Annotated in this window: 9 protein-coding genes; 6 read left to right on the top strand and 3 right to left on the bottom strand. The window is 38.3% G+C overall.

The window, feature by feature from the left end; translation table 11 throughout:
• Nucleotides 1–24: 24 nt before the first annotated feature.
• The 3 genes from HY841_00245 to HY841_00235 all read right to left on the bottom strand — a co-directional run bounded on the left by HY841_00245 (nt 25) and on the right by HY841_00235 (nt 4481).
• Complete coding sequence (locus HY841_00245) at nt 25–387, bottom strand: sulfite exporter TauE/SafE family protein (GenBank protein MBI4929162.1); 363 nt, start codon at nt 385–387, stop codon at nt 25–27.
• A gap of 368 nt (nt 388–755) precedes the next feature.
• The gene (locus HY841_00240) at nt 756–1271 is read right to left on the bottom strand and encodes a hypothetical protein (GenBank protein ID MBI4929161.1); all 516 of its coding nucleotides are present in this window, start codon (nt 1269–1271) and stop codon (nt 756–758) included.
• Between the two features lie 6 nt (nt 1272–1277).
• Nucleotides 1278–4481: a PD40 domain-containing protein gene (locus tag HY841_00235; GenBank protein MBI4929160.1), complete on the bottom strand. Its 3204-nt coding sequence runs from the start codon at nt 4479–4481 to the stop codon at nt 1278–1280.
• Nucleotides 4482–5441: 960 nt separating this feature from the next.
• Here HY841_00235 and HY841_00230 point away from each other — a divergent pair.
• The 6 genes from HY841_00230 to HY841_00205 all read left to right on the top strand — a co-directional run.
• Nucleotides 5442–6119, top strand: a complete 678-nt coding sequence (locus HY841_00230; protein MBI4929159.1) for a hypothetical protein — start codon at nt 5442–5444, stop codon at nt 6117–6119.
• A 50-nt stretch (nt 6120–6169) separates the two neighbouring features.
• Nucleotides 6170–6979 (top strand): hypothetical protein, encoded by an 810-nt coding sequence (locus HY841_00225; GenBank protein MBI4929158.1) that lies wholly within the window; start codon nt 6170–6172, stop codon nt 6977–6979.
• The gene (locus HY841_00220; protein MBI4929157.1) at nt 6966–8318 is read left to right on the top strand and encodes a hypothetical protein; all 1353 of its coding nucleotides are present in this window, start codon (nt 6966–6968) and stop codon (nt 8316–8318) included. The genes HY841_00225 and HY841_00220 overlap by 14 nt, the downstream gene beginning before the upstream one ends.
• Before the next feature lie 24 nt (nt 8319–8342).
• Nucleotides 8343–9143 carry a prolipoprotein diacylglyceryl transferase gene (locus HY841_00215; GenBank protein ID MBI4929156.1) on the top strand — a complete coding sequence of 267 codons (801 nt, stop codon included), beginning with the start codon at nt 8343–8345 and terminating at the stop codon, nt 9141–9143.
• On the top strand, nt 9140–12079 hold the full coding sequence (locus HY841_00210; GenBank protein ID MBI4929155.1) for a PKD domain-containing protein: 2940 nt from the start codon (nt 9140–9142) through the stop codon (nt 12077–12079). The genes HY841_00215 and HY841_00210 overlap by 4 nt, the downstream gene beginning before the upstream one ends.
• Before the next feature lie 286 nt (nt 12080–12365).
• Nucleotides 12366–12634: helix-turn-helix transcriptional regulator (locus tag HY841_00205; GenBank protein MBI4929154.1), on the top strand; the 269-nt coding region annotated here is incomplete at its 3' end.

The following is a 12634-nucleotide window of genomic DNA, read 5'->3' as shown; positions in this document are numbered from 1 at the left end:
TTTCAAATCCGTCTTCATCCTTTTTTATTTTCCGAAAATCATTTTTAGAGAAAGTAAAAAAATTATCACTCCGAAAATTCTTTTGAGCGTAGTTTGGTCAATGGCGATGGCGGTTTTGGAGCCGATAAAACTCCCGATGAAAAAAGTGGATGCTATGATGCAGGCGACTTTCCAGTCAATATGCCCTGCCTGCCAGTAATTGAAAACTCCAAGAATGCCGATGGGAAGGAGGAACATAAACAGCACGGTGCCTTGCGCGCTGTGCTGTGAAAAACCGAGGAAGTAAACGAGAGCGGGCACAATCACAATGCCTCCTCCAATGCCCACCATTCCGCTGAGAATGCCCGCAGCCAATCCCAGCGCGAGCAGGATGAAAATATCATTCATAGAATAAGATTTATTGTTCACGAAGAGAATTTAAGAAAGAGTAAACCCCGTACAACTTCATTGTTCAACGGGGTAAAGATATTTCTTTTAGGAAATCAGAAATTATTGTGTTTCACAGAGTCCAGAGGCGGATGCCTGTGGGAAGGAAAAAACAAACAGTAATAGACAATATATCGAATAAGAATTGTATATTCTAATTCATAAAAATCAGGGCTAAAGCCCACACTGTATTTTGCATTATTAGCCACGACTTCTCCGAAGGAGTCCCTTCGGGAAAGGTCGTGGCAACTGAAAAACGAAGAACAAACGGGCTTCAGCCCAACATAAACTCTTATTCGATATAAACTCCAATATGTAAATAATTTTCTTCATGGTTTTTCAGATACTTTTTTTAGTTTCATGTAATAATTATGATTATGGTATTTTACATAAATATCAGATAGTTTTAACCATAATTCTTTATTTGTCAGGCGTTGTATATCCCACCCACCTTTCACTATGCCACCGAGTGGGAAAAAAGAGTAAAATTGGGACGCTGCTGGGACTTCAATATATATATAATCCTTTGAATCTGATATATCCCAACCACAACAGTGCTTTTGACTGACTTGATTTACCATGATTAAATCTAAAGGATGCATTTCTTTACTTATACATGCTCCAGGTCCTCTTTGAAAATAATATCTGTAATAATAAGGGGAGTTTAAAATATAGGAGGTGGAGTCAATACCATCCACTTCATAATACTCCACATCCCATACGCCTGTAATGCGCGCCATTTTTGTTCGCAAACTAACTTTGGGTCCCTCAGGATATTTTTTGCAAGTTGTAAAAAATAAGGTGCAAAAACAGAACAACAAACAATATGAAATAATTTTCTTCATGCTGTTTTAAAAATCCAGCGAGAACGACCAGTAGAAAACTTTTGGCTGAAATTTTCCATCTTCCCATCCATGGCTCCAGTCGAGGCGCATGAAATAACCGAGCAGGCGGCTTCTTATTCCCCATCCGTATCCTGCAACCATCGGTTCGCGTTTTGTTTGAACAACTACGGTAACGGGATTGGGCGGACCGCCAATAATTTGCGTGTTAAGAGAATTCTCGTCATCATACGGAGATTTGCCTGTCCACGCGGTGCCAACGTCTCCGAATCCTACCACCTGAAAGTTATTCAGGAAATCTGACTTGAGCGGTTTATTCATCAGGTAGCGGAAAAGAGGAAGGCGGAGTTCGGTATTGTAAAGCGCAAAGCTGTTTCCGTTGCGGATGTTCTGATGGAACCCGCGCATGGGAGTGGAGAGCGTTTGATAGGCGTAATTCTGTTTATAGTCGATGGGCGTGTTGTAGTTGAACTGTGGATTAAACCAGTTATCTACTCCGCCCATGTAATAAATTAATTTTTTCTTTCCGAAGGAAGAGCTTGCCGAAAGGCGGTTTGCCCAGATGAAGTCGCGGTGAATTTTTGTGTAGTGGCGGATATCAAATCCAAGGATGGTAATATCCGTTTCGTTTTTGTTTAACTGTTTGAAATATTCTCCAAAAACTTTCAGACGTGTTCCGTAATATAAATTCAAACCCCGCTTGCGCGTGTTGTCAAAAACAAATTCCAGTTTGCCTCCGCCCCAGTATTCAAACTCATTTGGTTTTTTAAGAGTGGGAAGATCATAAGCGTAATAAACCGTTCGGTCCTGGCGGGCATCAATGGTTCCTCTTATTCCGGCAGTTTCTGTAAAGGGCCACTTCACTGTGTATTTTGCCTGGTGCGTGTGAATCTTTAAAAAAGGCGCGTAATCCAATGCCTGCCGGTGCAAAATAATTTGTTTGTCCAGCCGGTTCAGGCGGTTTTCATAACTGAGATAATATTCGTTGCTGTTCAGGTCAGATGAAATGCGCACACCGCCTGTGATTTTGTAATCGTCAAATAAATCGCTGAGCCCAAGTTTGAAAAATCCGGTAAAGCCGGGGCTGAGAAAAACAGGACCGGGTCCTGAAAATTTCTGGTACGATGCGTTGAGGAATGAATTATCCAGCTGCGTTACCACATAATCTGTGGAGAAAAAGATGAAATAATTTCTTTGCTGCGGAAGAAAGAAAGAGGCAGGGGCAGCCACTGCGGCAGTAGCCGTATCGGGAGAAGTTTTATTGGTTTCTACAGGAGGATTCTTGGTTTGCTTTTTCGGTTCGTTATCAAAAACATAATTGTTAATGTCAATTCCTGAGCTGTCTTTTTTTTCTGATGGCTTTTCTTCGTTAATGATTATCTGCACTGACTGAACAGTTTTGCTTTCGCCTTCTTTTTTCTGTTCCTGTTCTTTTTTTGTAATCCGTTTCAGCACAGAACTTTCATAGGCGGTATTGATAAGAGGAGAATTCAGCCCGGCAGTGTTTTCAGCCATATCGCTCATAAACATTCTGTACTTCCTCTCATTGAAAACCACCTCTGTTATTTTCTTTGACTTAAGATTAATATCCTGTTCTAAAATATTTCGCGAATAATTTGTGATGGGATAGGTGCGAGTGAAATAACGGTAATGCTCCGAGGTGTCAACATACGAAATAGCGCTGTCGAGCACGCCCAGATAGCGGTTGCGGATTCCGTTTTCATCGCTCAGGAAACACAGATGCTCTTTATCAAACTCACACGGATAGGTTTCGTTCACGAGCGGAGTGGTGGTTACTCTTTTCAGCACCGGAGATTTTGCTTTGTAATTGTAAATGAACAAATCGTTGTTCTCCATCGGCTGAAGTTCTGCTTTCAGGTAGAGAGGGTAAGCGGAAAAAAAGCGAATCGTATCATTAGGTCGGTTGGAAGAGAAAATAATTTTTGATGAACCATTAATGAATTTTGGGTTGAGGTCATCGTAAATATCTTTTGTGATTTGATCTGCATTTCCTGCGCCATGGTTGTACACGAAAATATCGCTTTGTCCGTTTTGCACGGCAGACATTACCATCTGCCTTCCATCATCTGAATAAGAGAAGTCAACAATTTTTTCGAAGTTGAATAGTTTAAGTGTTTCAAGTTTTTTTGTGGAAATGTTGTAATACTGCAAAAGGAGTTCTCCTTTTTTTTCTGTAATAATAGTGAAGCGTTCCCCGTCAGGATGCCAGGCGAGAAGCGGGTAAGAATAATCGGATGGTCTGTCCAGCTTTTGTTCCCGCTTCATGATACGTTTTGATTTCTGCTTTTTGAAATCATAGAGCCATACTTTGTATTGTCCGAGTTCATTGGTAGTATACACCGCATAATTTCCATCAGGGCTTGTTTTAAATCGCTGATAAACTCTTGAACGCTTGATTTTCTTCAGCAACGATTTCTCAGGAAGGATTTTTGAATCATCTTGCTCGTTATATCGGTCGGTGTAATACTGCATCCATTCGCTGGTAAGGTTTTTCATGGAAACACCCAGCACAAAAAGAAAAGCGCTTTCTACATTGCGGGTAACCTTGGTCATGTACAAAATGTTGGAGATGACCGATTCTCCATACGTTTCCGCAATGTAATTCCAGATCGAATGACCAGCGCATATGGCATCAGCGCCATCCAGCCCGTTGAACTTTTTATATTTGTTGGTGAGGATGCCGTCTTTCACACGGCTGTCAATGTCTGTATCCCAATCGTTGGAGATGTAAGAAATCAATCCCTGCAAATACCAGTTAGGCAGATTCAGAAGCGTGGAATTTTTTACCACATCTTTTACGTTTCCTCCATACATCATCTGGTTGATGAGCACTTCAGCAATGCCTGCTTTTATCTGCTTGTCGAACTTTGCGTGGTCACCGTCAAAATACAGCGATACTTTTGCGCCAACAATTTTTGTTACACCGCCTACATTGTACGGCTCTTCATATTCCAGCCCTATGTTGCTCTGTTTGTAATCGCTCTGCTTGTTGAAAACCATGAACTCAATTTTGTCGTCCAGATTATAGTCAAGCATCTTCTCAATTTTCTCTGTATATATTTTTGCTTTCTGCGCTGTGTAAATGGCGAGTTCTTTTCCGCCCATGTAGAAATAAACATTATACTTTTCAAACTTGTACCATTGCCATAAGCGGGGCTCATCATACTGCACCCTGTTTTTTCCAAACTCCATTTGCGAGCCGCTGTAGAATTGGGAAAAAACAGCAGGCGGCAGTAGCAGGAGGCAACAAGCAATAAAGAGTGCTATACTGCCAAATGAGTTTCGTAGTTCGTATGTTCGTATGAAGTTCGTACTTCGATGGAATAATAATCGGTGTAATCTGTTTTTCATCGGTGTAATCTGCGAACACGAATTTACAAATTATTATGAAGGCGCAAAATTAATGCCGGCTCCTGATGTCCGAAGGACTCCTTCTGAGTTCGGGAAACGATTAGTATCAATGAATATTCAGATGCCTCACTGGTTTTTTCTTGGGCGCGTCCCTCCTTTCTCCCCCTTAACAAAGGGGGACAACAGGGGGTTGTTGCGAAACGGTGGATGTCCTCGGGTCACGCTTTCGCCACTCGCTTTTTTTGCGTACCGTCATTGCGAGTCCCGATTTTTATCGGGACGAAGCAATCTCACACAACGTTCTTCTCGCATCAATCGCAAAAAAGAGCTCAAACAATTGGCTCAATCGTTCGCGCAAACAACAGTATGGTTTTTTCTTCACTCCGTAGGAGTGAAATAGTAATAGCCCCGACATAAATGTCGGGGGAAAAAGAACTCCACCCAAACCATTCCCCTCTCCTGCGGGAGAGGGGCAGGGGTGAGGGCGTTGCTCGTGCTGTGGGCTTTCCACTTCAATCGTTCGCGCAAACAACAGTATGGTTTTTTCTTCACTCCGTAGGAGTGAAATAGTAATAGCCCCGACATTTATGTCGGGGGAAAAAGAACCCCACCCAAACCATTCCCCTCTCCTACGGGAGAGGGGCAGGGGTGAGGGCGTTGCTCGCGAGAAGGATTTCCACTGCAACATCACGCAAAAAAAATCATCCGTAATAATTTGCTTTTCATCTTGCAAATCATACCTTTGTTCTGTTCTATCATTGCTCTTTGCTTTTAAACCGCGCTAAACTTAATTCTTAACTCATGTGCACACACCTGAAATTATTTATTTCTTTATTCTTTTTGTTTCTCAATATTCATTTACTGTTTGCTCAAAATTCTGAATTTGAACCAAAAGAAAAATATCTTTTTAAAGAAGTAAGTGCAAATTTTTCTATGGTTAATCTTGGAATAATAAATAACTGGAGTGTGCCTCTGAATATTGATACAAAAAGACCATATATGCATTTCGGCATAGGAGTTCAAGGGAGTTTAACGAAAAATACTTCTGTTAGATTAGACTACTTTTCCATCTATAATAATTTTATTTCAAAAAATATTTTTAATCCTTCTGTCATTACTATTTCTCCCCGATTCACCTTTAACAAAAATAATTCTGTTAATCCTTTTATTGATTTAAAAGCAGGAATAGCTATAGTTAAGTCGGAAGATCAATATATTTTAGATTTAGTTTCTAAGACGCCTGTGGTTATCGGTATAAGAACAGGAATAAATACACGCATTGGTAAAAATATTTTTTTAGGGTTTAGTTTTGACAATCTTGTAATATGCTATAAATTCATAAATAAAATTTATTGGAATACTGGTAATAATTACAACAATAGCTATACTGGTAATAATAGCTATGTTGGTTATATTGGACGTGATGCTTCCCAAATAAGTGTGCTCACAACTGATATTGTTTATAATTTCAAAAAGTGAATTATTTTAAAAGTTGCTTGATGATGATAAATCGGATAAAACATATTTTTATGCACAGTTTAAGAATGGTTGTTCTTTTCTTAATTATATCTTGCAACAGCAGCATGAGTCAGCAGAAACATAAGGGATATTTTGATTGTGATTATTATCATTACTTCCAGGATACTGCCTACCCAAAACAACTCTCCAAGCAGGATACGATGAATTTAATTAAATATGCTATAAGATATGGAACTATCAGGCAAGCCCTTGTATCAGGACCAGACACTGATATAACAGGCATATTGTATTTACTGCCTGTTATTCAAAATAAAATTGATACTGGTTGGTATTCTTTTGTAAGATCAGAAAACAATAAAAAATTTTCCTTTAAATCTCTGTCTTATGAAGATATTTATTCTGCTATTGAAGAGGATGCTATAATAAAAGGGAAAGTGATTGACAAAAGGCAGCCAAAAGATACTACGGTTTGCTTATATTATAAAACAGAATATGCCATTGAAGTTACCAATATAATACACTCATATTTCCCTCTTAAAAATGGGGATGTTGTTTTAGCAAAGGATATTATGGGCTATGAGTGTTATACTGATAAAGCATACGGAGATTATTCACATATAACTGAATATAAAATTGGAGATGAAAGTATCTTTTTATTAAGTAAAACTACTAGTTACCAAATCAGATTTTTATGGAAAGCATCAAAAAAATTTAACTTCAATAAGTATGATGATAAATACTGCCCGCAGGCATTTGCCCTGCCCATGCACAACGATACCTATAATGACGCGGTGAAAAATAAAACCGAAGATTTAAAATTATTTTTTAAAACTAAATTCATAAAACATGAATACTATTAAACGAACATTGTTTTCAAAAATTAAAAGCATATTTTATATTCTTTTAGTTTTCCTATTCTGTACTTCTTTTGATTTATTTGATGTGCAATATGCGGGCAGGTATGTTGATTTGAATAATGTTAAATTTTATGATGCTGATTTTTATGTCACAATGAATTTACATGCCAATCTTGTAACACAGATGTCTCCCATGTGGTATAGTTCTCCTTCTGGAACAGAAGGGAATCCATCAAATGTAATTACTACTGCGGCTAATCAATGGAATAATATAAGTGGTTCTTTTTTCAATTTTACTATTGATGTATCAACATTGCCTACTGGATTCCCTATTCTATTTGATGAATCCGGTGCCAATCCATCCAATCCGGAATTTAATGTGATTGGTGTTGATAATGGAACTTTTTTCCCTGAGTTTGATGCCACCAATACTCAAAAAAACAAATTAGCAGTTACCCACAGATATTTTTCTGAAACAGGTCTAGACTGTAGTAATTGGTTTGCGCCTAGAATTCGTGGTGCTGATATAGTCATTAATAGATATGCTCTTTGGATGCTTTGCGGGGATTCCGATTGTGGCACATATGGTCCTTCATCTTATGACTTTAGATCTGCAATTTTACATGAACTTGGTCACGTTGCTGGTATTAAGCACCATCCGCCTGGAGTTGAATCAGATGTAATGGATGGCATTGTTCTGAAACTAGGGACATGTGACAGAACATTATCTGGATTGGATGTTTTTGCAATGACACGGCTATATGGAGGGCAAGATGTAGGTCAAACTTCTTCCATAGATTGTTTTATGTTTGTTACTTCGCATGATGAAGGACTAAAAGGAGGAATTTATACTCCACCTCCATCTGAAGATTGCACCTGCACTTGTGATGGCAATTGTTGCAACAGCAGAATAGCTTCAGACGCTACAAGCATTTCGCAAGACGCTATGAAAAATATATCCCTTTTTGCATCAAATAAAGTACATTTTAATATTAACATCTTAAGAAATCTTTTCATTGAAAATCAGAATGAACTTATAACAATGGCAACATCACCTTTACCAAAATATAAGCAACTTCAAAAAGCCCTTAATAATTTTAAAACAATAAATGCTCCTTTAGTAGATGCTGCCTTCAGATGTGAAAGCAATAATTCTTTGAAAGGTTTACTAATAGGAAAGGAAAATATTAATTCTTTCACTGAATTGGTGACTCAAGTAATTACAAAAACAAAATCCACTGCGCTTAAACAAGAACTTATTAAGTTGAAAAGAAATATCCCTGCAATGGAAGGCAAAACGATTCAACAAGCAGCAGTGATGTATGATAGGGACGGTTTTTAAAATAATAGTACAACAAAATAAAAAATGTTTCCAGCATCGCATATTGGAGAGTTCACCACTTCATGGTATACGTTAGTTGCAGGATTTCTGAATGCTATTATTTGCACATTTTATTTTATTTATTTATACAGAAAAAAAATCGGACATACTTTTCCAAACCCTATTCTTTATTTTGTTGTTTCCATAATTACATTGATTGGATTTGTCGGAGCAAGAATATTATCTGTATCGGAAGTGTTTTTGATAAGTGACCATTCGCATAGTTTTAAGGATTTTATGCGTCTTGTATTGGATAATGGCGGATTTAGTTGGTATGGAGGATTGTTATTAATTTTGATTTTGATTCCAATATTAATGAAATTCATTCCTCGTGTAACCCTTTTAACAATCTTAGATTTTTCTTCTCTTGTATGCTGTGTAGCATACGCAATTGGTCGGTTGGGCTGTTTTTTATCGGGAGATAGTTGTTACGGACAATGGACTACTTTACCATGGGGAATGTATTTTCCCTATGGCGCAGCACCAAATATACTTCCCGTTCATCCAACTCCTTTATATGAAATTCTTCTACATCTTGTACTATTGTTATTTCTAATCCGATTAGAAAAGAACAAACACTTTTTAGGTCAGGTGTTTTGTGCTTTTTTATTTTTTAATTCCTTCTTTCGTTTTTTCATAGAGTTTATTCGCATAAATGAAAAAGTGTCCTTAGGTTTAACTGTACATCAATTTATTTCTTTAGGATTAATAATAGTATCTGGCTCAATGTATTATTTCTTATCTCATACAAAAGTTATAACCTATAATTCAAAATCTTTCCAATGAAAAAATATATAGTGCTATTTTTATCTATGTTGATATTGTCAGCATTAGTTGTGTCTTCACAAACAAGACGTGTTTGCGTAAACCAAAACAATTGCTTCAATAGCCCTCTTAAATTTTATGATTCATATCTGTGGGATTTTGGAGATGGAACTACAAGTACATTAGAAAATCCATGTCACGTATATGCTGCCGTTGGCAATTATACTATCACAATTATTGGCTTAGAAAATTGCGGAGCAAGTGATACTGCTTTGCAAAATGTTACCGTGATTTGCAAACCAATTGCAGCTTTTTCAGCATCTATTTATTTCGGATGTGCTCCGCTACAGGTATCATTTATTAACCAAACATCTTCGCCTAATCCTTCTACATATGTTTGGAATTTTGGAGATGGAAAGCCACAAAACACTCAAACAAATCCCATTCATACGTTCAGCAAACCAGGAACATATAATATAAGTTTGATAGCAACTAATAATTGCGGCTCAGATACAATTTCTCAAAAGATTATTGTATTAAATAAACAAAAGGGATCAGCATGTACAATTTTTTCTGGCGTATTTGAAAGCGGTTCTTCCTGTGGAAACATACCATTGTCAAATTTCAAAATAGTATTACTGGATACTAACAACAATATAATTACTTCTGTCTTGCCAGTAATAACTAAGAATGATGGCACATTTTCTTTTACATCTGATGATTTAGCAAACATAAATACAAAAACTCGCTTTTCATTTGCAACACAAAACGGTTTAATATTAGAAGATGTTGGATACAATACTTTAGAAGGATGGTATCAACAACAACCAATAAAATTAATTTTACTTAAAGTAAAAGGTTTTATTGGGGCCGATTCTATAAAATGCGTAAGTGATAGTGTTCATTTTATGAGTAATGTTATTGGCGGTATCTTTCCTTATATATATTCATGGTCATTTGGTGATGGTAATACATCTAATTTAGCCAATGCAGTAGTCAAATACGAAGCAGCCGGTGTTTATACTGCGTCATTAGTTATTACTGATTCACTTGGATGTAAAAATACAACTCAAGAAACAATTACAATCATTGATAAACCAGTTACAAACTTCATTGCGTCCCCAACCGCAGGCGCACAGCCCTTAGAGGTAAGTTTTACAAATAATACTGTTGGTGCAGGAACAATAAATTATTTCTGGGATTTTGGAGACAGCAATACTGATACAAATGCCAATCCAACACATGTCTATCAAAATGAAGGAATATATAATGCTTGCCTTATTGCATCAAACCAGTGCGGAAGCAATACATCCTGCATAACAATCAATGTCACCACTACCTATCAAATCACCATTGGAAGTCCTGGCGATGAAACCAATTCATACTGCATGCATACCCCCGATGGAGGGTTTATTATTGCAGGCACAACAAAAGGCGCTTCCTCCGGAGACGATATCTTTGTGATAAAAACAGACGATAAGATGAAAATACAATGGTCAAAAACCTTTGGAGGCAATAATGATGATGTTCTCTTTGACCGCGACCCCATACAGCCGATCGGTCAGATTGCAAAACCCGTTACAGCCACTCCAGACGGTGGGTTTCTTGTGTTGGGTCATACTTCTTCATTCGGGCAGGGATTTTCAGATATGTATTTATTGCGCCTTGACCAAAACGGAAACCTGATCTGGTCAAGAACGTATGGAACAGATAAAATTGAGCGAGGCATATCCGTTAACCAGTTTTCAAACGGAGATTTGCTTTTAAGCGGAGACGTTGAGCCCGGTCCTTTTGGAGGAAAAGATATTTACCTCGTTCGTACTGATGCTAATGGCAGTATGCAATGGACTAAACGCATAGGAAAGAGCGGGCATGACCAGGTCTTCAATACTCAAATTGCCAATGACGATGGGTTCATTTGCGCGGGAGCCACTACTTCCGTATCAGGAAGTTTTGATGCATATGTGTTTAAAGCAAATTCAGCGGGGGCAATTCAAATGAGCAGCATTTATGGCGATGCCGCCAATGACAGTTATCAGAATATTTTAGAACTGAACGGAGGAAATGGATATATCGCAGTTGGGTATACTCAATCTTTTGGAGCGGGCATGCATGATTTTCTTTTGTCGCGACTGGATAACAAAGGATATGTTATCTGGTCAAAAACTTACGGAGGAAACAGCAGCGATATTGGCGACCGCATTATAAAAACTACTGATGGCGGGTATGCCATTTTAGGATCTACATGGTCATTTGGCGCTGGAACAACAGACGTGATGCTTTTAAAGACCGACAGTTTAGGTAATGTGCAATGGTCAATGGCTTATGGCGGCAGTAGTTTGGACTTTGCCCGTTCCTTGGATGAAACCAATGATGGCGGATATCACATTTGCGGTTTTACTGGCAGTTTTGGCGCAGGCGATTTTGATATTTACTCCATCAAAACCGATGCTGCCGGAAACAGCGGCTGCAACGAAACATCAATAACTCCATTGGTTTCTTCACCCGTAATAACAGTGCAGAATTTTACTCCGAATGTTACCAGTGGCGGAGTGCAAGGTACTCCCGATACAAAAATAAATGCCATTACTTTTAACGTAAATACACTATGCCCTTCATCGGCAAGAATTCAAAATACTATTCATGAACCCGAAACCTTAAACCTGCAACCTCTACCCGCAATTTCCATCTATCCAAATCCCAGCAACGGAGAAATGGTTATTTCATATTTCATCCCTCAAAACTTAACTTCCTCCCCTAACGGGGGAGGCAAGGAGGGGGCTGCCCAACTCTCCATTTACGATTTAGCAGGAAGAAAACTAAAAAGCTATCCGTTGTTCGGAGAAACCAACCAACTCAGCATCTCAGAAAAAGATTTGCATGAAGGCATTTATTTCTATGAGGTCATTTCCAACAACAAAAAAATAAAACAAGATAAAATCGTAGTCATAAAATAATTTTCCCCACCCCATGCTTTTCTCTCCCCTTCGGGGGAGAGATACAGAGAGGGGGCTCGGGAGGAGCAACAAAAGGCAGGAAATAAACTTCCCGCCTTTTTCCTTTTCATATTTCGATAATGGGGATAATCCCTCCCACAATGGGGGAGGCTTGGAGGGCAATTTCACAGGACTTAATCGGTGTAATCTGTATTTGCCTTTTCGGAAATCTGTGTAATCCCGGATAAAAAACTTTTCAACAATCTTCCCAATCTACCGATACATCGGTACAAATAAATTTTTCCTCATGCCATATTTACGCATGAAAAACATTGACGATGAAGACACACGCGTTAAATTCGGCAAGCACATTCATAAACTTCATACAGAAAATAAATACTCATTCAAAAAACTCAACTACCTCACAAAAATTTCCATCAGCCAGCTCCAGCTCATCGAAGAAGGAAAAACCGATACCTCCATCACCTATGCAAAAACATTGGCAACCGCTTTCAACCTCACACTCTCCCAACTTTTCATCTACGATACCCACCCCGATGATTTAAACAATACTCC

The sequence above is a fragment of the Bacteroidota bacterium genome (genome assembly GCA_016213405.1).
Classification (GTDB): domain Bacteria; phylum Bacteroidota; class Bacteroidia; order Palsa-948; family Palsa-948; genus Palsa-948.
Note: the sequence above shows the minus strand (reverse complement) of the source record. Positions and strands in the feature narration are given on the sequence as shown.

What these genes read in the sequence shown, in the direction of transcription:
- HY841_00230 (MBI4929159.1), top strand. Translation starts at nt 5,442, where the DNA reads ATGTGCACACACCTGAAATTATTTATTTCTTTATTCTTTTTGTTTCTC.
- HY841_00220 (MBI4929157.1), top strand. Translation starts at nt 6,966, where the DNA reads ATGAATACTATTAAACGAACATTGTTTTCAAAAATTAAAAGCATATTT.
- HY841_00235 (MBI4929160.1), bottom strand. Translation starts at nt 4,481, where the DNA reads ATGGAGTTTGGAAAAAACAGGGTGCAGTATGATGAGCCCCGCTTATGG.
- HY841_00245 (MBI4929162.1), bottom strand. Translation starts at nt 387, where the DNA reads ATGAATGATATTTTCATCCTGCTCGCGCTGGGATTGGCTGCGGGCATT.
- HY841_00225 (MBI4929158.1), top strand. Translation starts at nt 6,170, where the DNA reads ATGCACAGTTTAAGAATGGTTGTTCTTTTCTTAATTATATCTTGCAAC.
- HY841_00210 (MBI4929155.1), top strand. Translation starts at nt 9,140, where the DNA reads ATGAAAAAATATATAGTGCTATTTTTATCTATGTTGATATTGTCAGCA.
- HY841_00240 (MBI4929161.1), bottom strand. Translation starts at nt 1,271, where the DNA reads ATGAAGAAAATTATTTCATATTGTTTGTTGTTCTGTTTTTGCACCTTA.
- HY841_00215 (MBI4929156.1), top strand. Translation starts at nt 8,343, where the DNA reads ATGTTTCCAGCATCGCATATTGGAGAGTTCACCACTTCATGGTATACG.